This window comes from Nocardia sp. NPDC046473 (assembly GCF_040645995.1).
In the GTDB taxonomy this organism is placed as follows: Bacteria; Actinomycetota; Actinomycetes; order Mycobacteriales; family Mycobacteriaceae; genus Nocardia.
This window is the reverse complement of sequence record NZ_JBEYZJ010000002.1, coordinates 61,174-83,378: the sequence shown is the minus strand read 5'-3', so window position 1 is coordinate 83,378 and position 22,205 is coordinate 61,174. Positions and strand designations below refer to the sequence as shown.

General features: G+C 67.5%; 17 protein-coding genes and 1 pseudogene. 12 read left to right on the top strand and 6 right to left on the bottom strand.

Annotation, left to right across the window (positions count from 1 at the left end; translation table 11 throughout):
* The first annotated feature begins 108 nt into the window (after positions 1-108).
* The gene (locus ABZ942_RS05845) at positions 109-1,803 is read left to right on the top strand and encodes an alpha/beta hydrolase (RefSeq protein ID WP_357379541.1); all 1,695 of its coding nucleotides are present in this window, start codon (positions 109-111) and stop codon (positions 1,801-1,803) included.
* Positions 1,804-1,865: 62 nt separating this feature from the next.
* Here ABZ942_RS05845 and ABZ942_RS05840 read toward each other — a convergent pair whose 3' ends face one another.
* Complete coding sequence (locus tag ABZ942_RS05840; protein WP_357379539.1) at positions 1,866-2,156, bottom strand: YiaA/YiaB family inner membrane protein; 291 nt, start codon at positions 2,154-2,156, stop codon at positions 1,866-1,868.
* A 283-nt stretch (positions 2,157-2,439) separates the two neighbouring features.
* Between ABZ942_RS05840 and ABZ942_RS05835 the strand changes: the two genes are divergently transcribed.
* From ABZ942_RS05835 to ABZ942_RS05820, 4 genes are all read left to right on the top strand, one after another.
* Positions 2,440-4,176 carry an alpha/beta-hydrolase family protein gene (locus ABZ942_RS05835; protein WP_357379537.1) on the top strand — a complete coding sequence of 579 codons (1,737 nt, stop codon included), beginning with the start codon at positions 2,440-2,442 and terminating at the stop codon, positions 4,174-4,176.
* Complete coding sequence (locus tag ABZ942_RS05830; RefSeq protein WP_357379535.1) at positions 4,173-4,808, top strand: CPBP family intramembrane glutamic endopeptidase; 636 nt, start codon at positions 4,173-4,175, stop codon at positions 4,806-4,808. Before ABZ942_RS05835 ends, ABZ942_RS05830 begins: the two co-directional genes overlap by 4 nt.
* A 229-nt stretch (positions 4,809-5,037) precedes the next feature.
* The gene (locus tag ABZ942_RS05825; RefSeq protein WP_357379533.1) at positions 5,038-6,507 is read left to right on the top strand and encodes a serine hydrolase domain-containing protein; all 1,470 of its coding nucleotides are present in this window, start codon (positions 5,038-5,040) and stop codon (positions 6,505-6,507) included.
* Between the two features lie 211 nt (positions 6,508-6,718).
* Complete coding sequence (locus tag ABZ942_RS05820) at positions 6,719-7,099, top strand: sterol carrier family protein (RefSeq protein WP_357379531.1); 381 nt, start codon at positions 6,719-6,721, stop codon at positions 7,097-7,099.
* Positions 7,100-7,147: 48 nt separating this feature from the next.
* Here ABZ942_RS05820 and ABZ942_RS05815 read toward each other — a convergent pair whose 3' ends face one another.
* Positions 7,148-8,425 (bottom strand): ABC transporter permease, encoded by a 1,278-nt coding sequence (locus tag ABZ942_RS05815; RefSeq protein ID WP_357380328.1) that lies wholly within the window; start codon positions 8,423-8,425, stop codon positions 7,148-7,150.
* Between the two features lie 234 nt (positions 8,426-8,659).
* Between ABZ942_RS05815 and purF the strand changes: the two genes are divergently transcribed.
* The 6 genes and pseudogenes from purF to purM all read left to right on the top strand — a co-directional run bounded on the left by purF (position 8,660) and on the right by purM (position 17,574).
* Complete coding sequence (gene purF / locus ABZ942_RS05810; protein WP_357379529.1) at positions 8,660-10,240, top strand: amidophosphoribosyltransferase; 1,581 nt, start codon at positions 8,660-8,662, stop codon at positions 10,238-10,240.
* Positions 10,241-10,721: 481 nt separating this feature from the next.
* Positions 10,722-12,338: an ABC transporter substrate-binding protein gene (locus ABZ942_RS05805; RefSeq protein ID WP_357379527.1), complete on the top strand. Its 1,617-nt coding sequence runs from the start codon at positions 10,722-10,724 to the stop codon at positions 12,336-12,338.
* A gap of 122 nt (positions 12,339-12,460) precedes the next feature.
* Entirely contained in the window at positions 12,461-13,471 is a 1,011-nt protein-coding gene (locus tag ABZ942_RS05800; protein ID WP_357380327.1) for an ABC transporter permease, read from the top strand.
* A gap of 92 nt (positions 13,472-13,563) precedes the next feature.
* Positions 13,564-14,424, top strand: a pseudogene (locus ABZ942_RS05795) (ABC transporter permease); the annotation flags it as partial.
* 170 nt (positions 14,425-14,594) lie between these two features.
* Positions 14,595-16,286 carry an ABC transporter ATP-binding protein gene (locus ABZ942_RS05790; RefSeq protein WP_357379525.1) on the top strand — a complete coding sequence of 564 codons (1,692 nt, stop codon included), beginning with the start codon at positions 14,595-14,597 and terminating at the stop codon, positions 16,284-16,286.
* A 211-nt stretch (positions 16,287-16,497) separates the two neighbouring features.
* The gene (gene purM, locus ABZ942_RS05785; RefSeq protein WP_357379523.1) at positions 16,498-17,574 is read left to right on the top strand and encodes a phosphoribosylformylglycinamidine cyclo-ligase; all 1,077 of its coding nucleotides are present in this window, start codon (positions 16,498-16,500) and stop codon (positions 17,572-17,574) included.
* Between the two features lie 148 nt (positions 17,575-17,722).
* Here purM and ABZ942_RS05780 read toward each other — a convergent pair whose 3' ends face one another.
* From ABZ942_RS05780 to ABZ942_RS05765, 4 genes are all read right to left on the bottom strand, one after another.
* Positions 17,723-17,929, bottom strand: a complete 207-nt coding sequence (locus ABZ942_RS05780; protein WP_357379521.1) for a DUF3073 domain-containing protein — start codon at positions 17,927-17,929, stop codon at positions 17,723-17,725.
* Between the two features lie 176 nt (positions 17,930-18,105).
* The gene (locus ABZ942_RS05775; protein WP_357379519.1) at positions 18,106-19,059 is read right to left on the bottom strand and encodes an asparaginase; all 954 of its coding nucleotides are present in this window, start codon (positions 19,057-19,059) and stop codon (positions 18,106-18,108) included.
* On the bottom strand, positions 19,056-19,790 hold the full coding sequence (locus ABZ942_RS05770) for an MOSC domain-containing protein (protein ID WP_357379517.1): 735 nt from the start codon (positions 19,788-19,790) through the stop codon (positions 19,056-19,058). Before ABZ942_RS05770 ends, ABZ942_RS05775 begins: the two co-directional genes overlap by 4 nt.
* Positions 19,791-19,908: 118 nt before the next feature.
* Positions 19,909-21,021, bottom strand: a complete 1,113-nt coding sequence (locus ABZ942_RS05765; RefSeq protein WP_357379515.1) for a folate-binding protein — start codon at positions 21,019-21,021, stop codon at positions 19,909-19,911.
* Between the two features lie 207 nt (positions 21,022-21,228).
* Between ABZ942_RS05765 and ABZ942_RS05760 the strand changes: the two genes are divergently transcribed.
* Complete coding sequence (locus ABZ942_RS05760) at positions 21,229-22,149, top strand: aminodeoxychorismate lyase (protein WP_357379513.1); 921 nt, start codon at positions 21,229-21,231, stop codon at positions 22,147-22,149.
* The last annotated feature ends 56 nt before the right edge of the window (positions 22,150-22,205 follow it).

Below are 22,205 nucleotides of genomic sequence, written 5' to 3'. Positions count from 1 at the left end.
CTCCCCCGCCTCTCCGCGTATTTAGGCCAGACCTAGGTGCGGGGAGACGGACAGGGGCGTCCGGCGGCTGGGGGTCGGCTGAGTCAGCTGGTTCCCGGCGAGTTACCCATGTTCGTGCGAAATCAGTTGTCCTTTTCGCCGTTCGGGGTGGCTGTCGCCACGCTGTTCTTCGCCCTCTCGCTGACACCCTCACTGCTGCCGCGGGATTGGCTGTTCGAAGGGCTCATCGGCGGGGTCAACGCGGCCATCGGCTACGGCGTCGGCTGCCTGCTGGAGTGGGCGTTCCGCAGTTGGGTCCGGCCGCGGCTACCCGCCTCCGTGACAAAGGTTTTCGCCGATCTGCCCGGCTGGGTTCCCGGCGTGCTCAGGGCGATCGTGGTGGTCGCCTGCGTGGTCGTCGCGATCGTGATGCTGGTGCAGTCGGCGCGATGGCAGCGCGAGATCACCGAGCTGATGGGCATGACCGACACCACGACGACCGGCTTCCTGCGCACCGGCGCGCTGAGCGCCGCCGTGATCGCGCTGGTGATCGGGGTGTTCCGGGCCGTCCGGTGGCTGGTCCGGTGGGTGGCCGGCGAGCTGACCGAGCGGGTGCATATCCCGCGTAAGTTCGCGCTGCCCATCGGCTTTCTGATCGTCACCATCATCGCCGTCACACTGTTCAACGGGGTGCTCGCCAAAGGCTTTTTCGCGGTGGCGAATTCGGCGTTCAGCGTGCGCAACAGCCACACCTCGGCCAATGCCACCCAGCCGCAGCTGGCGGAGCGCTCCGGCAGCCCGAACTCGCTGGCGAAGTGGGAGACGCTCGGCTCGGAGGGCCGCTGGTTCGTCTCCTACGTGCCGACCGCCGACGACATCGCCAGGGTCACCGGCAAACCCGCGCGCGAGCCCATCCGGGTCTACACCGGTCTGGAATCGGCGGACGGTCCGGAGGCGCAGGCCGAGCTGGCCGCCGCCGAGCTCGAGCGCACCGGCGCCTTCGAACGCAAGGCCCTGGTGGTGGTGACCACGACGGGCACCGGCTGGGTCGACTCGACCAGTGCCGAATCCGTCGAGATGATGTACGGCGGCGACACCGCGATCGTCGCCACCCAGTACTCGTATCTGCCCAGCGTGCTGTCGTTCCTCTCGGACAAGGCGAAGGCGACGCGGATGGGAAAGCTGGTGTTCGACAAGGTGTATGAGCACTGGTCGGCACGTCCGGCACAGTCGCGTCCGAAGCTGCTCGTCTATGGTGAGAGCCTCGGCTCGCAAGGCTCGGAGGGCGCGTTCAACGGCCTGACCGACCTGCGCACCAAGGCCGACGGGGTGCTGTGGGTCGGGCCGCCCAACTCGAACCGGCTGTGGGGCGAATTCGTCGCCCGCCGCGATCCCGGCTCGCCCGAGGTGCTGCCGACCTACGCGGACGGACTGGTGGTGCGGTTTGCCGACGGCCGCGGCGACCTGTGGCAGCCGTCGGGCGCCTGGCTCACCCCGCGCATCGCCTATCTGCAGCACGCGTCCGATCCGGTGGTCTGGTGGTCGCCGGATCTGCTGTTCAACGAACCGGATTGGCTGCGCGAGCCGCGCGGATCGGACGTGTCGCCGACCATGGCGTGGTATCCGATCGTCACGTTCTGGCAGGTCGCGGCGGATCTGCCCAATGCGCAGGGGGTCACCGACGGGCACGGCCACCGCTACGGCACGCTGGTGCTCGATGCCTGGGCCGCGCTCGCCGAGCCACCGGACTGGTCGGCGGACCTGTCGGATCGGATCCGAAATTACTTGGAAGCGTCCGCGGTTCGGGAACGCTCGCTCAAGTGAATGAGTAGGACGCGGACCTGGGCGGGCCAGGACCCCTCGTGTACCAGGCCCGCCCAGGTGCGTCAGGACACGGAATTGAACGGATCGTGCTCGGCGAGCAGCTTTTCCAACCGTGCCTGATCGATGCGACCGTGTACGGTCGCGGCCTCGTGCTGGTCACGCACCACCTTCGCCAGGGTGAAGGTGCTGGTCACCAGGAACAGCAGGGACATCGCGAGGAACCCGCGCTGCCACATGTCCAGTGGGAGATAGCAGATGCCGACGCCGACTCCGCAGAAGCTGATGCCGAACGCGATCGCGGCTTGCGCGATGAAGGCCGAAGTGGTTTTCGACTGGGCGTTGGGTGTGCTCATGGGTAAGAATTTTGCCGACATGTGCACGCGCGCAACCGTGTACAACTACTCGAGCAATCTGCGTAGTTGCCGGTCAAGTCGATGACGCCCCAACTGCGGCACGCGTTTGCAGACTACGGGACAGGCCGCTCCTGCCGGGGACGCCTCTTTCAGAGGACGAAGGAACGAAGGCGACAAGCACCGAGTCGGTCTGCAGTTCGTGCCAGTATTTTCCGGGGGCCATGTGGGGGATAGCGGCGCGGGCTGCGGCCCGCAGGCCCTACCGGCCCGCCATACTGTTCGGGTGCTCGAGTCCGCCTCTACCCTGACGAAGCTGCGTGCGCGCGGTGTCGTCGTCGTGCGGCGCGCGGAGGACATCATCGATCTGAACTATGTCGGGCTGGTCTTCGCGACGGTGTTCTTCGCGTTGTCGGTGACGCCGTCACTGCTACCGCGCGACTGGCTATTCCAGGGCCTGATCAGCGGTATCAACGCCGCGCTCGGTTACGGCGTCGGCTGTGTGCTGGAGTGGTTGTTCCGACTATGGGTGCGGCCGCGGCTGACGAAGATTCCGCCGCCGCCCACCTGGGTGCGCTACGCGGTGAAGTCCGCGATCTTGATCACCGCGGCGCTCGGTGCGGCGCTGATGCTGGTCCAGTCGGCGCGCTGGCAGCGGGAGATCACCGCGTTGATGGGTATGGCGGGCACCACGACGCCCGCGTACTTGCGCACCGGGTTGCTGAGTTTGTCCGTCGGTATGGCGGTCGTCGCGGTGTATCGGACGGCGCGCGAGATCATCCGGTTCTTTGCCCGTCTGCTCAACAAGTGGGTGCGGGTGCCGCGCGAATTGGCGCCCGCCGCTGGGTTCCTCGTGCTGGTCGTGCTGGCCGTGACCATTTTCAACGGCGTCGCCTCGCGCGCCTTCTTCGCCGTCGCGAACTCGGCGTTCAGCGTGCGCAACGACCACACCTCGGCGAACGCGATCCAGCCGGTGCAGCCCGAGCGTTCCGGCAGCCCGGCCTCGCTGGCGAAGTGGGAGACCCTCGGCTACGAGGGGCGCTGGTTCGTTTCGCACGGGCCGACCGCGAGCAAGATCGGCGAGGTGACCGGCAAGCAGGCGCGCGAGCCGATCCGCGCCTACGTGGGGTTGGAATCGGCTGCGGCAGACCAGGATCCGGCGGAACTGGCCGCCGCGGAGCTGGAGCGCACCGGCGCCTTCGACCGGAAGGTGCTGGTGGTGGTGACCACCACCGGGACCGGCTGGGTGAACGGCATGGCGGCCGCGGCGCTCGAGTACATGTATGGCGGCGACAGCGCGATCGTCGCCTCACAGTATTCGTATCTGCCCAGCGTGCTGTCGTTCCTCGCGGACCGTGGCAAGGCGACGACCGCGGGCCGGGCCATGTTCGACGCGGTCTATCGGCACTGGAGCGCGCGGCCGTCCGAGCAGCGGCCGAAGCTGTTGGTGTACGGAGAGAGCCTGGGCTCGCAGGGTTCCGAGGCCGCCTTCGATGGACTGGCCGACCTGCGGACGAAGGTGGACGGCGCGCTGTGGGTCGGGCCGCCGAACTCGAATCGACTATGGGAACAGTTCGTTTCGCGGCGTGATCCCGGCTCGCGGGAGATCGAGCCGGTGTACGCCGACGGTCTGGTCGTGCGATTCGCCTCGGACAGTGCCGATCTCGCGCGCCCGTCCACCGAGTGGCGACCGCCGCGGATCGCCTACCTGCAGCACGCGTCCGACCCGATCGTCTGGTGGTCGACGGATCTCATTTTCTCGCAACCGGATTGGCTGTCCGAGCCGCGCGGCGCGGACGTGTCCTCGCAGATGCGCTGGTGGCCGTTCGTCACCTTCTGGCAGGTCGCCGCGGACCTCACCAATGCCCAGGGCGTCACCGATGGACATGGGCATCGCTACGGGAGTCTCGTGCTCGACGGGTGGGCGGCCATTGCCGCGCCGCCGGAGTGGAGCGCCGGGATGTCGGACCGGATCAGGGCCGAGGTCGAGGCCGCCGAGGATTTCGAGCGGAAGACGAAATGAGTAGAGTCCCGGAAACCGTTGCTGCCATTGGCATTCCATTGGTTTGGGGCAACTCGGTGTTGCCGGGACTCGGGCTCGGTGTGCGCGGCAGGACCGCCGCGAATGCCGCATTCGCAACGGCCTACGCCCTCGCTTTCCATGGCGTGCCGAATTGGCGCTCTGCGAAGGGGTTCTGGTACGGCGCTGTCTCGGCCTCCCTCGTTGCCGCCGGTTATGGTGTGGCCCTGGCGATTCCGTCGGTGCGGAAGAGGTTGCGCGAGTTCGACGATCGCGGGCCGGGGGTATCCACCGCCGAATGGATCGCGGTGCATATCCCGATCGGCACCGTGTACAGCGAAGAGATGATCTTTCGCGCCACCCTGGACCCGTTGCTGGACAACAAGTTCGGCTCTCGCGTCGGGTCGGTGTGCGGCGTACTGACCTTCGGCCTCTGGCACATCCACCCGGCTCGCGCCGCGGGCGACAGCGTCCCGGTCGCGATTGCCGCCACGGCCGCGGGCGGCGTCGCGCTCGGCTGGCTGCGCCGTCGTACCGGAAGCGTCACCGCCCCGGCCCTGCTCCACTCGGCCATCAATGTGGGTGGCGCTCTCGCGCCTCGTCTCGCCAGGCTCATCGGGGCTGCCCGAATCTAGACCGGCTCGGTCCGGCATGGGTGTCCGTGCCGTCCGCACAGACCTGCGGTAGTCCACTTTTCTCGTAGCAACGCATCCAGCGTCGTCGATATCTCGCGCCGAGAACCCCTCCCATCAGGCAAAACAGGTAGGTACGTCATGCGCACTTGCGCACAACGTTCCGTTATGCGTACAGTGTTCGCAACAGGAGAACGGCGTACGCGCCGGAGATCGAGATCAGGAGAAGACCATGTCGAACAACGTGAGCTGGAGCGCCAAGGGTGACTGGAAGGTGCAGGGCGAGTGGGGCAGCGCCGACTCGGCCGGCCGGAAATTCTCGCCCGCGCACTGGCAGCAGCGGCTCGACGAACTTCGCGCCGCCCACCACGTGCCGGGCGCGTCGCTGGCGATCCTGGTCGACGGCAAGGTCTACGAGATCGCCAGCGGCGTACTGCATCGCGGCACCGGCGTTCCGGTCACCACCGACTCGGTGTTCCTGTGCGGCTCGATCGCCAAGACCTACACCGCCACGATGATCATGCGGCTGGTCGACCAGGGCAAGCTCGATCTCGACGCGCCCGTTGTCGACGTGCTGCCCGAGTTCGCGACGCCGGATGCGGAGGCCACCGAGGCGATCACCGTCCGTCAGCTGCTCAGCCACACCGGCGGCGTGACCAACGACTTCAACTTCGACGGCGGCCGCGGCGACAACTGCCTGGCCGAATACGTCCGGGCCGCACGGGAAGTCGCGCTGGACTGCAAGCCGGGGACGGCGATGTCCTACGGCGGCCTCGGCTACATGGTGCTCGGTCGCATCATCGAGGTGCTGACCGGCCAGACCTGGGACCAGGCCGTGCAAGACCTGCTCGCCACCCCGCTCGGCCTGGACCGGCTGGTGACGCTGCCCGAGCAGGCGCTGCGGTTCCGCACCGCGATGAGCCACCTCGGTGCGCCGGGGCAGGACCCGGATCCGGCGCCGGAGTGGGATCTCATGCCGCGCTCGGTCGCGCCCGCGGGGCGGGTCATCACCTCGGCGGGTGACATGGTTCGGTTCGCCAAGATGCATCTCGACGGTGGTCGCGCCGCCGACGGAACCGCCGTGCTCTCGACCGAAGCTGTTGCGGCGATGCAGAATTGGGAGGTCGACGTGCCCGACCGGTGGAGCGTCAGCGCGGACGGGTGGGGCCTGGGCTGGACCCTCTACGACTGGAACGGCATCAGGGGCTTCGGTCATGACGGCGCCGCGATCGGCCAGTACGCCTACCTGCGGGCCATCCCCGAAGCCGGGGTCGCGGTCGCCCTGCTCACCAATGGTGGTGGCGCGCGCCAGCTTTACGCGGCGCTGTTCCGCGAACTGCTCGCCGAGCTGGCCGGAGTGCAGATGCCCGATCCGTTCGGGCCTACCGATCCGCCGGTTCAGGTCGCCATCGATCCGTTCGTCGGCACCTACCGCCGCGCGGGCGTCGTCATCACGGTAAGCAAGCGTGAGGACGGTTCCGCCCACATGCTGTACGAATTCGTCGACGAGATGAAGGACATGTCGCCGCCGCTGAGCATGGACCTCACCCCGGTCTCGGCAACGGTGTTCGCCGCCTCCGGCGCGGGTCCCTCCTTCAGCGAGGACTACATGCCGGTCGTGTTCGCCACCCTCACCGATGGCACCGAGGCATGCTACGTCGGCATGCGCGCCACTCCGAAGGATGCGGCGACCGCCAACTGATCCACGAACGCCACTGGGCCGGGCCACCACCCGGCCCTTTCGGCATGCGCGCAGCCGCCGTGTCCGCGATCAGGGCAGCGTCGCGTGCCGCCCCACTGTCCGCCGCGTCCGAACTGATCGACCGACAACTCGTCGCCGGCCCGATCGGCATTGTCGGCCGAACGCGCGGCGGCGCGAATCACTGTCGGCCGAGGTCGGTAATCTCGGCGAGGTGGCGCGACAATCGGTGAGTCCGGCCGAGCTCCGGTCTGCGGTGGATGCGGTGCGTGAATGGCTGCGCGACGACTCGGTGGACGCGCCTGCGCGCACCGAGCTCGCGGCGGCCGTTCGCACGACCGCACGCACCCTCGCGGCCTCGGCCCCCGGTCATTCGGTGGAGGTCCGCGTGCCTCCGTTCGTCGCGGTGCAGTGCATCGAGGGCCCGCGACATACGCGAGGCACCCCGCCGAACGTCGTCGAGACCGACCCGCGCACCTGGCTCCTACTGGCCACCGGCCTACTGGATTTCGCCACTGCCCTCGACTCCGGCGCCCTCACCGCGTCCGGTAGCCGCGCATCCGAAGTCGCCTACTGGCTCCCCATCACCCGCTGACCCCAGCGCCGCCTCGGCCGGAAGTTGGGGCGCTGGTTCGGATGTGGATCAGGCGGCGACGGGTTGTTTGTTGCTGGTGCGGTGTAGCCCCTTGCGGTCGTAGAAGCGGGTGATGACGGCGCCGAAGATCAGGCCGATGGCAAGGCCGAGGATGGCCATCCAGACGCCGCGGGACAGGCCCGCTTCGAAGCTGGCGTCGAAGTAGAGGATGGCGCGGATGCCGAGGAAGACCTGGTGCATCGGTTCGAACGAGGCCAGCCAGCCGAAGTACTGCGGAGTCGCCTCGATCGGGACGGTGCCGCCGGAGGACGGCAGGCCGAGAATGATGAACAGGATCAGGTTCACCAGCAGGCCCGCCGACCCGATAGCGGCCAGCGAGGACAGGCCGGTGACGCCGACGGCGATGATCGCCAGCGCGCTGTAGAGGAACAGCGCCAGCGGATGATCGATCGGCATATCCAGGATCTTGCCGACGATGAGGAAGACCGCCGAGACGATGTTCGCGGTCACCACCATCACGCCCCACTTGATCAGCAGGGTGCGGAAGCGGGAGATCGGCGTCGGCGGGTAGTGCACGAACCACGGCCCGTATTCGGTGGGGATGAAACCGAGCTGGGCGTCGATCATCGTGTGGATGACCATGGCGCCGACCACTCCGGCCAGCAGCAACAGCAGTGCGTAGAAGAATGCGCTGAGCCCTTGGCCGGTACCGTCGGGCAACGGGTGATACTGCTGGACAACAACTTTCACCGGATCGGCGAGCGCGACCCGCGCCGCGCCGGACAGTTCGGGCGCGGGCGGCGCGCCGGGTTGCGGTTTCAGCTGCTCGGTCACCTGGTCGGTGAGCTGCTTGCCGACCTGCTTGTTCACCTCGGTCAGCGCCTGATTGCCGACCCGCAGCACGATCTGGGTGCCGAACGCGCCGGTGCGCGGATTGGTCTGCATGGTGATGATCGGGCGTTCCATCTCACCGGGAATCACGCTGCCGACGCCGAGGATGCCGAGGCGCTTGCTGAAGTCGCCAGGGATGACGAGCGCGCCGTAGACCTCGCCGGACTGCATCTGCCGCTCGGCCTCGCTGATGCTGATCACCCGCAGGTCGACCTTGTCCGACGGCACACCCTTGGCCAGTGCGTCGGTGATCTGGTTACCGAAGTTCACCTGCTGCTGGCGGTCCGCCGTTTTGATGACATCGCCCACATCTTGGTTCACCAGCGCGATCGGGAAATCGTGCAGATTCTTCTCCGGATCGACGACGTAATCCAGATACATGATGCCGAGCAGCGCGGTCAGCAGCGTGAGCACCGCGATGGGAAACAGCACCATGCGTGCCCACGGCCTGCGCTGCGGCGGCGTGGCCCCGGTGGTCGATCCCGCCCCGCTGCCTGAATCCGCGCTGTCGGTAGTCGTCACGGCTCGCACCGTAACAGCTGCCGAGTCCGAACTCCCCGGCCCGCGCGCCACGCCGATTGCTGCTCGTACGCGGTGGGGGTGATCGTTATCGAACATTCACCCGTAGACTGGACCGTGCCCCCAGCCCGCCCGAACAGGGAGCAAACGGTGACCAAGGCCGAACTGCCGGTTGACGCTCTTTCCGCCACCCCCGATCAGGTCGAGAACGAGCCACGCGAAGAGTGTGGCGTGTTCGGAGTCTGGGCGCCGAGCGAGGACGTGGCGAAGCTCACGTACTACGGCTTGTACGCGCTGCAACACCGTGGGCAGGAGGCGGCGGGCATCGCGGTATCCGACGGTTCACAGATCCTGGTCTTCAAGGATCTCGGCCTGGTCAGTCAGGTATTCGACGAACAGACCCTCGCGGCCATGCCGGGCCATATCGCCGTCGGCCACTGCCGCTACTCCACCACCGGCGGCGTGACCTGGGAAAACGCCCAGCCCATCTTCCGGACCACCTCGGTCGGCTCCGGACTTGCCTTGGGTCACAACGGCAATCTGGTCAACACCGCCGAATTGGCGGGCCGGGCAAGGGAGTTCGGGCTCATCGGCGCGACGGTGGCCAACGGCCGCCCGCAGCCGATCGCCGCGACCTCCGACTCCGACGTGATCACCGCGCTGCTGGCGCACGCCTCCGCCGACTCCAGCATCGAGCAGGCCGCGATGGAGCTGCTGCCCACCTTGCGTGGCGCGTTCTGCCTGACCTTCATGGACGAGCACACCCTCTACGCCGCGCGCGATCCGCACGGTGTCCGCCCGCTGTGCCTCGGCAGGCTGGACCGCGGCTGGGTTGTTGCCAGCGAAACCGCTGCACTGGACATCGTCGGCGCCGCGTTCGTCCGCGAGATCGAGCCCGGCGAACTGCTGGCGATCGATGCCGACGGCGTGCGCTCGATGCGCTTCGCCAACCCCGAGCCCAAGGGCTGCGTCTTCGAATTCGTCTATCTGGCCAGGCCGGACAGCACCATCTCCGGCCGCTCGGTGCATGCCACCCGGGTGGAAATCGGTCGCCTGCTGGCCAACGAACATCCGGTCGACGCGGATCTGGTGATCCCGGTCCCGGAATCCGGCACCCCGGCCGCCGTTGGCTACGCGCAAGGCTCGGGCGTGCCCTACGGCCAGGGCTTGATGAAGAACGCCTACGTCGGGCGCACCTTCATCCAGCCGAGCCAGACCATTCGTCAGCTCGGCATCCGGCTCAAGCTCAACCCGCTGCGCGAGGTCATCCGCGGCAAGCGGCTCATCGTGGTGGACGACTCGATCGTGCGCGGCAACACCCAGCGCGCGCTCATCCGGATGCTGCGCGAGGCGGGTGCGCTGGAGATCCATGTCCGGATCGCCTCGCCGCCGGTGAAGTGGCCTTGCTTCTACGGCATCGACTTCGCCTCGCCCGCCGAACTGATCGCCAACGGATCCGGAGCGGAAGGCAGCTTCGAGGAGATGGTGGAGGGCGTGCGCCGCTCGATCGGCGCCGACACCCTCGGCTACATCTCCACCGAGGGCATGATCGCCGCCACCGAACAGCCGCGCTCGCGGCTGTGCTGTGCCTGCTTCGACGGCACCTATCCGATCGAGCTGCCCTCCGAGGCGGCCATCGGCAAGAACCTGCTCGAGGGCATGCTCACCGGGCAGTCGGAGGCCTTGCTGTTGGGCGACAACGCGAATGCGAGCGCGCTGAGTCGTCCGTGATCCAGGGGCGGCCGTGCTGCCGCCCGTCTTATGTCGGTAATCCCGACACATAGCTGTCTCGTTTCCCAGCACATCGCCGTCGCGTTTTCGAGCACATCGCTGTCTCGATTTCGACCGCCTTTTCTCTCCTCGGTGACCACCGGTCAGCGCCCTGAGCCATGCCCAAAACATGGCGTGCGCACGGCGGGTCGATCACGCGCGTCGCGGGCAGCCGAGGTGTTTTGTCCATGGACATGCCGTGGCGTATTCGAGACACCAGAATCGCAGATGAAGCACGTTCCTGGACATTCGTCCGGTGATCTGGCCCCTGCGGTGCGCTATGCGCAACGCGCGCTAACACCCTGGCAATTTTTTCTGTGAAAACGCAACGTGCCGGAAATGGTTCGTGGGTACGGTGCCCGTCAGATCGGAAGTTCATTGCGTCCGTACCTGTCCTGCGATCCAGGACAACGCGGTGCGACGCTCGAGAAGTGGGGCCCTGATGTTGGTTTCTAGAACACCTGGGGGCCGGACCCGGACGCGAACAATCGCGGCCGTCGGCCTGGCGACGCTGGTTGCGTCTGCCTTGGCCGGCTGCGGTTCCGGCCGGACCGGTGATGCTGGTGGCGGTGGTGGCTTGGTAGCCGGCACCACAGACAAAATCTTCTCGCTCGACCCGGCGGCCGCCTACGACAACGGCTCCCTGGTCGCGGAAACGCAGTTTTACCAGTACGTGCTGAACACCGCGCCCGGCGACACCACGCCGAAGCCGGACGCCGCGGAGAAGTGCGACTTCACCTCCCCCACGGTGTACAGCTGCACCATGAAGGCGGGCCTGAAGTTCGCCAACGGCAACCCGTTGACCGCCAAGAGCGTCAAGTTCTCGTTCGACCGGATGCTCAAGATCAACGACCCGAACGGTCCCGCGTCGCTGCTCGGCAACCTGGAGAAGACCGACGCGCCGGACGACCGCACGGTCAATTTCACCCTGAAGGTCGCCAACGACCAGACCTTCCCGGCGATCCTGCCGACCCAGGCCGGTCCGATCGTCGACGAGAAGGTTTACTCGCCGGACAAGGTGATGGCCGACGAGGACGTGGTGAAGAACAAGGGCTACTCCGGCCCGTACACCATCGCCAGCTACGACAAGAACAAGCTGGTCGAGTACACCGCGTTCCCGGACTACAACGGGGTCCTCGGCACGCCGAAGACCAAGACGGTGTCGACCAAGTACTACGCGACCACCGACAACATGAAGCTCGACCTGCAGAACGGGTCGCTCGACGTCGGCTACCGGTCCTTCACGCCGACCGACATCGGCTCGCTGCGCGGCGACAGCAAGGTCGCGGTGCACGAGGGCCCCGGTGGTGAACTGCGCTACATCGTGTTCAACATGAACACCATGCCGGGCGGCACGCCGGAGCAGAAGCTGGCCGTGCGCAAGGCGCTGGCGTCCACCGTCGACCGCGCCGCACTGGCCGAGGGCGTCTACAAGGGCACCTACACGCCCGCGTATTCGTCGATCCCGCAAGGCGTGCTGAGCGCGACGGAACCGTACAAGGACATCTACGGCGCGGGCCCGAGCAAGGAAAAGGCGACGAAGTTCCTCGCCGACGCCGGCGTCGCGACCCCGGTCGAGCTGAACCTGCAGTACAACCCCGACCACTACGGTTCGAGCAGCTCCGAGGAATACGCGGCGATCAAGTCGCAGCTCGAGGCCAGCGGCCTGTTCCGGGTGAACCTGCAGTCCACCGAATGGGTGAGCTACCAGCGTGAGCGCGCCCGCGACTCGTACCCGCTCTACCAATTCGGCTGGTTCCCGGACTTTCCGGACCCGGACAACTACCTGACCCCGTTCTTCGCGCCGAACAACTTCCTGCAGTCGCACTTCGAGAACCCGGGCGTCACCGCCCAGCTGCTCGCGGAGACCACGACGACCGACAAGGACAAGCGGCTCCAGATCCTCAAGGGACTGCAGACGGACCTGGCGCAGAACTTCGTGCCGATCCTTCCGCTGTTGTCCGGCAAGCAGATCGCCGTCTCCGGTAAGAACGTGCAGGGCGTTGAGCAGACTCTCGACGCGTCCTTCAAGTTCCGTTACACGGTGCTGAGCAAGTGACATCCGGCGAAGCCGGGCCCGGGACGATAGCTGCTCCAGAAACGAAGCCAGCGCCGGCCCGGGCCCGGCGCTTCGGCGTGCCAGGACTACGGAAGGGCGGCGGCGATTCGCGCCAGCTCGCACTGCTGCGCTATCTGGGCGTGCGGCTGCTGCTGATCCCGGTGACCGCCTGGATCCTGGCCACCGTCGTGTTCTTCCTGATGCGCGTGGCGGGCGACCCGATCAGTGCGGCCATGGGTGGGCGAATGACCCAGGAGCAGATCGAGATTCGTAAAACGGCGGCGGGACTGAACCGGCCGATCCTGTCCCAGTACTGGGACTACATCTCCGGTCTGTTGCAAGGCGATTTCGGTAAATCACAGGACAATCGGCAGATCAGCGACGTGATCACCACCTACGGTGCCGCGTCGGCGGAGCTGATGTTCTGGGCGCTCATCGTGGCCTTCGCGATCGGCATCCCGTTGGGCAGATATGCGGCGACACACCGTGATTCACTGTCCGATACCGGTCTGCGGCTGTTCGCCATCCTGGCCTACGCGGCGCCGGTGTTCTTCGTGGGTCTGCTGCTCAAGCTGGTCTTCGCGGTGAAGCTGGGCTGGCTGCCGGTGGCGGGCCGGGCCAGCACCAATGTCGAGCTGCAGCTGCAGCACGTCTCGCCGAAGACCAACGTCATGTTGATCGACGGCTTCCTCTATGGCGACACCGGTTATATCATCGATGTGCTGAAACACGCTGTGCTGCCCGCGATCGCGCTCGGGCTGCTCACCGCGGGCATCTTCCTGCGGCTGGTGCGGATCAACCTGATCCAGACGCTGCGTTCGGATTACGTGGACGCCGCGCGGGCGCGTGGTCTGTCCCAGCGGGTGGTTACCGGACGACACGCGTTCCGCAACGCGATGATTCCGATCGTCACCGTGATGGGCATGCAGATCGCGATGATGCTCGGCGGCGCGGTGCTCACCGAGACCACTTTCGAGTGGAAGGGCCTCGGTTATCAACTCGCGCAGTACCTCTCGGCCCGTGACTTCGTCGCGGTGCAGGGCATCGTCGCGTTCATCGCGATCTTCGTCGCGCTGATGAGCTTCCTGGTGGATGCCCTGGTGGCACTGATTGATCCGAGGGTGAGGTTCTGATGACCGCACCGGAATTGTTGAACGATCCCGTGATCACGCCTGCGGTGCCGCCGTCGGCAAAGCGCGGCATACCCGGCCTTCGGCTGTTCTCGATGACCGCCGGATTGCAGCGTGCGACGCTGATCCTGGGTTTGAGCCTGGTCGCGCTCTTCGCCCTCGCGGCGATCTTCGCGCCACTGCTCGCGCCCTACGGTTTCGCGCAAAGCGCCGCCGACGGCGTCGATTTCGTGCGCCAGCAGGCACCGTCGGCCGACCACTGGTTCGGTACCTCGGTGCGCGGCGAGGACGTGTTCTCCCGGGTGATCTGGGGCGCGCGCACCGCGCTGTTCGTCATCGTGATCTCGCTGGTGCTCTCGCTGTTCGTCGGCGTGCCGCTCGGCCTGCTGTCCGGCTACCTCGGTCGCTGGTTCGACCGGGTGCTGGTGCTGTTCATGGACGCGATGTATGCCTTCCCGACGCTGCTGCTGGCGATCGTGGTGTCCATCGTGGTCGCGGGCGGCCGGTCGACCAGTCTGGGCGGCGTGCTCTCCGCGGCGGTGGCCATCACGGCCGTCTTTGTGCCGCAATATTTTCGGGTGGTGCGCAACGCGACCGTCTCGGTGAAGAACGAGCCGTACGTGGATGCCGCCCGGGTCACCGGCGCGTCCACCGCGCGAATCCTGTTCCGGCACATCTTCGCCAACGTCACCCAGTCGCTGCCGGTGATCGTGACCCTCAACGGGTCCGAAGCCATCCTTACCCTCGCCGGGCTGGGCTTCCTCGGGTTCGGTATCGAGCCGACCCAGGCCGCCGAGTGGGGCTACGACCTGAACAAGGCGTTGTCCGATGTCTCCAACGGCATTTGGTGGACCGGCATCTTCCCGGGTGTCGCCATCGTGCTGGTGGTGCTCGGCATGACGCTGGTGGGTGAGAGCCTCAACGAGGTGCTCAACCCGGTGCTGCGTACCCGCCGTGCGGTCGCCTCGGCGCCGGGCGATGCGATCACCGTCGCGGGCGTCGAGGTCGCCGACCCGAACGAGCTCGAAAGTGCGAGCGACACAGGGGAAGTCGAGCCCGACGGCGCGAAAGCCGTTGGCGACGACGTCGATCTGGTCAAGGACCGCACCGCCGGGAAGGAGACACCATGAGTAACGCACCAGTGGTCACCGACCGCAGCAAACCGGCGCTGTCCATCGAATCGCTGTCGGTCACCTTCGCCACCGACGCCGGACCTGTCTACGCGGTCACCGACGTCTCCTACGAGGTGTTCCCCGGCGAGGTGCTCGCCATCGTCGGCGAGTCCGGCTCGGGCAAGTCGGTGAGTTCGCGCACCGCGATGGGCCTGTTGCCGCTGACCGCGCGGGTGCGCGGGCTGGTCACCCTCGGCACCGAGGCCATCACCTCGATGAACGAGCGACAGCTCACCGCACTGCGTGGCGGCGCGATCTCGATGGTGTTCCAGGAGCCGGGCCTCGCGCTCGACCCGCTGTTCACCGTCGGCTTCCAGATCGGCGAGGCGCTGCGCGCGCATTCGAAGATGAGCAAGAAGGACGCGAAAGCGCGCGCGATAGAACTCCTGCGCATGGTGGGCCTGCCCGACCCCGAGCATCGGGTGGACTACTACCCGCACCAGCTCTCCGGCGGGCAGAAGCAGCGCGTGGTGATCGCCATCGCCATCGCCTGCGAGCCGAAGGTGATCATCGCCGACGAGCCGACCACGGCGCTCGACGTAACGGTGCAGGCGGAAATCCTGGAGCTGCTGCGTGATCTGCGCGACCGGATCGGCAGTGCCATCGTGTTGATCACGCACAACATGGGCGTGGTGGCCGACCTGGCCGACCGCGTCGTGGTGATGCGCAACGGCAAGGTGGTCGAGCAGGCTCCGGTGGACGAACTGTTCGCCAGTCCCAAGGAGGACTACACCAGGGCGCTGCTCGCGGCCGTGCCACACCTCGGCACCGAGCAGTTGGCACACGGTCCGGCCGAAGAGATCGCGCCGACCGCCGAGCCGGTGCTCGAGGTGTGCGATCTTGTCGTCGAGTTCCCCGGCTCGTTCGGACGGCCCGCGTTCCGCGCGGTCGACGATGTGAATCTCTGCATCGGGCCCGGTGAAACCCTCGGCCTGGTCGGCGAGTCCGGCTCGGGCAAGTCGACCATCGGTCGCTGCGTCGCCGCGCTGCAACGCCCGACCTCAGGCGTGGTGAAGATCCGCGGGCAGGACATCGCGGGCATGTCCGGGCGCAAGATGAAGCCGATCCGGCGGCGCTTCGGGTTCGTGTTCCAGGACCCGGCCAGTTCGCTGAATCCGCGGCTCACCGTCGGCGAGTGCGTGGCCGAGCCGCTGCTCGTGCACAAGATGGGCAGCGGCGCGGAGATCAAGGCGCGGGTGCGCAAACTGCTCGACGATGTGCAACTGCCCGCAGGCACCGAGCGGCGGTATCCGCACGAGCTGTCCGGTGGTCAGCGTCAGCGCGCGAGCCTGGCCAGGGCCCTGGTCCTGGACCCGGATCTGCTGGTCGCCGACGAGCCGACCAGCGCGCTCGATGTCTCCGTGCAGGCGGCGGTGCTCGAGCTGTTCGGGCAGCTGCAACGCGAATGTGGTTGGGCCTGCCTGTTCATCAGCCACGATCTCGCGGTGGTCGACCAGCTGGCCGACCGGATCGTGGTGCTGCGCAACGGCGCGGTGGTCGAGCAGGGCGATCGTGATCGCATCTTGCGGGCGCCGACCGAGGAGTACACGCAGCGCTTGGTGGCCGCCGTACCGGTGCCCGATCCGGTGGAGCAGCGCAGACGCCGCGCGGAGACCGCGGCGTTGTTCGCAACGCAGGTCGGATGACGCGACAACTGATTTCGTGAGTACATGGGTAACTCGTCAGGTGCGCCCAGAACCTGGCGGGTTACCTAACCGGTAGCCCGGTTGACAAGTCTCGCGGCTCTGACGTTCGGCAAAAGGCGCGGAGTGGCGGGACAGCTGCAACAGCGTTATCGGGTTCCGGTAGCGTGAGCAGGCATCTATCCGCCGATTCGGTTTGGAGCTCTCCCCGAAAATGACTGAACAGACCCCCAGTGGTGGTGCCTCTTACGCCGCGGCAGGCGTGGATATCGAGGCAGGTGACCGCGCAGTCGAGTTGTTCGGGCCATTGGCGAAGAAGGCGAGCCGACCCGAGGTTCAGGGCGGCCTCGGCGGGTTCGCCGGGTTGTTCGCGCTGAAGGGCGGCTACCGCGAACCACTACTCGCCGCGTCCACCGACGGGGTCGGCACCAAGATCGCGGTCGCACAGGCGATGGACAAGCACGACACCGTCGGCCTCGACCTGGTCGCCATGGTCGTCGACGATCTCGTCGTGTGCGGCGCTGAGCCGCTGTTCCTGCAGGACTACATCGCCATCGGCAAGGTCGTCCCGGAGAAGGTCGCCGAACTGGTCTCCGGCATCGCCGAGGGCTGTGTGCGGGCCGGCTGCGCGCTGCTCGGCGGCGAGACCGCCGAACATCCCGGCCTGATGGACCCCGACGATTACGACCTGTCCGCGACCGGTGTCGGCGTGGTCGAGGCCGACGCGGTGCTCGGCCCGGACCGGGTGCGCCCCGGTGACGTGGTCATCGCGATGGGCTCGTCCGGGCTGCACTCCAACGGCTACAGCCTGGCCCGCAAGGTGCTGCTCGACATCGACCGCATGTCGCTCACCGGGCACATCGAGGAGTTCGGCCGCACGCTCGGCGAGGAACTGCTCGAGCCGACCCGGATCTACGCCAAGGACTGCCTCGCGCTGATCGCCGAGACCGATGTGCGCACCTTCGCGCACGTCACCGGCGGCGGACTGGCCGCCAACCTGGCTCGGGTGCTGCCCGCGGGCATGGTGGCCGAGCTGGATCGCGGCACCTGGAACCCGGCGCCGGTGTTCAAGATGATCGCCCAGCGCGGCCGGGTCGAGCGGGTCGAGATGGAGAAAACGTTCAACATGGGCGTCGGCATGGTCGCCATCGTCGCCCCCGAGGACGTCGACCGGGCACTGGCCGTGCTGACCGCGCGGCACATCGAGTGCTGGACCCTGGGCACCGTGAAGAAGGCCAAGGATTCCGACGCCCTGCGTGCCGTTCTAGTGGGCGAACACCCGCGGTTCTGAGACCACTACACAAACGCAAACCAGCGTCCCGCATCGCTTAGATGCGGGACGCTGGTGTGTTGTAAGACTTTTCGGCGTTATCCGTCAACGCGCGGCAACGCGAGAAAGAGGAGGCACGCTGACCTCCCCTTTCGAACGTTGCTTCGAGTCAGCGGCGCCAGTCGTCGTAGTCGTCCTCTTCAAATTGGGTAGAGGACTTGTCCGCGTCGTGCTCATCGGACAGCACACCACTCCGTTGGGAGTGGGGGCTACCCGAAAGCTCGCGCTGAAGGCTCGCGAAATCGCTCGGCGGGCTGCTGTACTTCAGCTCGCGTGCGACTTTGGTCTGCTTTGCCTTAGCCCGGCCACGGCCCATGGCTGACCCCCTCGCGTCACTGCGGGGCGGCCTGGGGTTTGGTTGGCGGCCCCGTTCGAATTAATACTCTTCCTGACAGACACTTTAGCGTGTGTCCGGCCGTCCCGCTTCCAGGAGTGGGTGAAGAACCTCCGAAGTGGTTCCGTTTGCCCGTTTGTCGCCCTCGGTCCGCGCGGTCAGAGCACCCCGGGGATCGCCCGAATCACGCCGACCCTGGCCCCGCCGCCGAGCACCGCGGGGGCCGCGAGCGCGGTGTGCGCGTCGGTCCAGTCGACGCCGATCCGGCGCAAAATAGCCAGCGTCAGGGGGATTCGAGCACGGTCGCTGCCGTCTTCGATCTTGTATGCGAATGCCGTTCCGTCGGGCAGCGCGCCCGCGTGCACCCCGTCCGCGCCGATCTTGCAGACCAGTCCGGGGGTGGCCTGCATGGTCAGCAGATCGGGTGCGTTGGTGCCGGAAATCACTCGCGGATGGGCGCGGATGGCGTCGGCGACCCGGCGCTCCGGCGCGTCGGAATCCGCGGTCGCCATGGTGGCGAACACTCGGGCCAGGTTCACCAGCGACACCGGAATGATCGGCAGGCCGCAGCCATCGATGCCGAGATCGGTCTCGGGTTCACCGGTCAGGTCGGCGACGGTGGCGATGACCGCCTGCTGCAGCGGATGCGCCTCGTCGAGATAGCCCTCGGTCGGCCAGCCGTTGATCGCACAGGTCGCCAGCATCGCGGCGTGCTTGCCCGAGCAGTTCATGTAGATGCGGCGCGGTTCGTGCGAACCCGAAAGCACGGCCGCGCGCGCCTTGTCGTCGACCGGCAGATCCGGCGGGCACTCGAGCGACTTCTCGTCGAAGCCGAAGCGGTCGAGCAGCCTGCGCACCAGCGCGACATGGTCCGGCTCGCCGTAGTGCGAGGCGGTCGCGATGGCCAGTTCGGCGTCGTCTACCGGCTCGAACCCGTGGCGCAGCAAGGTGATCGCCTGCATCGGCTTGTTGGTCGAGCGAGGGAAGATCGGCAGATGCACCTCGCCGAGGGCGAGCGTCGGCTCGCCGGTCGGGTCGAGGACGACGGCCGAGCCGCGGTGCACGCACTCGCGGAAGCCGGAGCGGACTACTTCGACCAGTTCCACACTCACAGTTGCGCTCCCGTGTCGAGTTCGGCGCCACGTCGCGTGGCCTGATTTGCTGGTTCGTCGGCGCGGCGCGCGGCGGCGCGGTCGGCGTTGGCGTGCCTGCGGGCATGGCGTTCGATCTGCCTGCGCGCGTCGTCGGACAGGGTCGGCTCGGCGGCGAGCAGGATCGCGAGCAGGTCCGGGTCGTCGCCGGTGAACAGGTCGCGGACGGTGATGCCGTGGTCGGGGACGTGCACCACCGACACCGTGTCACCCGCGCCGATCGTGCCCTCGGTGAGCACGCGCAGGTAGGCGCCGGTGTCGCCCTGCCTGGTGAATCGCTTGACCCACTGGGCTTCTCCGCTCCAGTGCTGGAAGGTGGCGCACGGTACCCGCGGTGCGCTCACCTCGAGCAGCGTGTCGCCGATGGCCCAGCGGGCGCCGAGCACCGCGTCGCTGACCGGTAAGCCCGCGATGCGCAGGTTCTCGCCGAACCAGCCGACGGGCAACTCCCGATCGAGCTCGCTGCCCCAGCGCCGGGCGTCCTCGTCGGCGAAGGCGTAGACGGCCTGGTGCACGCCGCCGTGATGCTCGGTGTCGCACACGTGATCGCCGTCGAGGCCGAGCGCGCGCACCGGTACCCGGCCCGGCATCGGGCGCTTGTCGATGGCGGTCTTGCCGACCCGGCCCGGTACATCGAGCTCGGCGTGCACCACACACACGGCCAGCACCTGGCCGGAATCATCAATTCGCATCGGAGTCCCTCCTCTCGTCACGTAGTCGGGCCACGCCGGCCGGGAATTCGGGGAGGGCGGGTGCGTCGCTGAACGCGAGGCCGGTGCCCCTTCGGTATTCGGTGCTCATGGCCGCGGGTCAGCGTCCGCGGAGCCGATCGACGGCGAGCCTGCCCGCCTGGGGTGCGTCGTCCGAGGGCACCGAGTCCGGGTCGATGGCGGCGGCGACCGGCCCGGCGGTCAGCGCGGTATCGGCGGGGACGGTGCGTTTGATCAGCGCGAGTGCGATCGGGCCGAGTTCGTAGTGGTCGATGACGGTGCCGAGGCGGCCGATCGTGCGGCCGCCCGCGGTGATGTCCGCACCGATCTCGGGGCGCTCGTCGGCCGAACCGTCCAGGTGCAGCAGCACCAGGTGCCGCGGTGGCTTGCCGAGGTTGTGCACCCGCGCCACGGTCTCCTGGCCGCGGTAGCAGCCCTTGTCCAGATGCACGGCGCCGAATTCGGCGACCCCGCCGATCCAACGGGCCTCGTGCGGGATGGTGCGGTCGTCGGTGTCCAGACCGATTCGCGGCCGCACGGCGGCGACCCGCAGCGCTTCGAATGTCCACATGCCCGCCGGTTCGGCACCGGCCTCGGTCAGGCGGGTCCACCACTCGGCGAGTTGGGCGCGGGGGATGAGCAGATCGAAGGCGTCGGCGGTCGGCCACGGCATCCGGCGCAGGAATCCGCCGCCGGGCAGTGCGACCGCCTCGTAGGTACCGGGCAGGGTCGCGACGCCGATGGCCGCGATGACCTCGGCGGCCTTCGCGCCGAGCAGGCTCACTACCGCGTACTCGGCCTCGGTCGGTTGGGCGTCGGCCCAGAAGACCATCTTCTTCAGGAAGTCCAGCAGTGCGGGGCCGCGATCGCCCTCGGTGTCGATCCACACCGTGCTGTCCAACTCGGTGAGCACGAAGTGGTTCAGCACCCGGCCGTTGAGGTCGAGGTCGAGGTTCTCCGCCGACTGCCCGTCGCCCAGGGCGGCGATGTGCTGGCTGCTGATGGTGTGCAGCCAGGTCAGCCGCTCGGCGCCGGTGATCTGGATGACGAAACGATGCGAGCGATCGATGATTGCCGCGCGATCTACCGCGGCGCGTTGTTCACCGAGTGGATCGCCGTAGTGCCACGCGACGGCGGCATCGGGGGAACCCGGCGCTCCCGCGACGGCTCCCGAAACAGCGAGGATAGGGCTGGGCGCAACGACCACGGACACGTTTCCACTGTAGGCGGGGTCGGCGCGGGGTGCCGGAACCGGGGCTGTTGGGCGCACTTGCGAACGCGCGGACCCGGGGCCGCTGGGAGCGGTTCGTGAAGCCGTGCTCGAGTCGTGTTAGTGAACCTGAAGCGGCAGGTTGTAAAAGATGCCGCGAAGTCTGCCGTGACCTAGGCGAGACATTGCAACACCGCCTAGTCTCGACGCATGGTAGATCGGGTTCTTGTCTCTCTCGACGGCGCGGTCCGGGATGCGGACGCGCCGTTGTTGTATGCGGACGATATCGGCGTATTGCGTGGCGACGGTATTTTCGAAACGGTGCTGGTGCGCGCGGGCAGCGCGTGCGCGATCGAATTTCATCTAGGCAGGCTGCGCCGCTCCGCGCAGGCGCTCGATCTGCCCGAGCCCGAGATCGGGCGGTGGCGCGAGGCCGTCGAGCGGGCCGCGAAGGAGTGGGGAACCGACCGCGAAGGCGTGATGCGGCTGGTACTCACCCGCGGACGCGACAGCGAGCTATCCGGCGTGGCCGAGAAGGTGACGAGCGGCGATCTGGCCGCCGCCGTGCCGGTGCCCACCGCGTATGTGCTCGTGCTGCCGGTGCCGGATCGGGTGCAGAAGGCGCGCACCGAGGGTGTCTCGGTGGTGACCCTGTCCCGCGGTATCTCGATCGACCTGGCGCAGGCCGCGCCGTGGCAGTTGCTCGGCGCGAAGACGCTGTCCTATGCGTCGAACATGGCGGCGCTGCGGTTCGCGGCGCGGATGGGCGCCGACGATGCGATCTTCACCAGCACCGAGAACCGGGTGCTGGAAGGTCCGCGCTCGTCGGTGGTGATCGCGCGGGACAAGCAGCTGATCACCCCGCCCGCGAAGAACGGTGTGCTGCCGGGCGTCACTCAGCGCGCGTTGTTCGCCGAGGCGGAGAAGGCCGGGTGGGAGTGCGTCTACAAGTCGCTGTTCACCGCCGACCTGCTCACCTGTGACAGCGTGTGGATGATGTCCAGCATCTCGTTGGCGGCGCGGGTGAATTCGTTGGACGGGCTGCGGATGTCGGCGCCGGACAACGCGCAGGAAATCATCGATCTGGTTGATCGCGGTATCGAGCGGGCGGGCGCTATCGGCGATTGGTGACTGTCCCTCAGGCGACCGGTGACTGCCCGCACCGGCGCTGGCGGGGAGTACGCCCG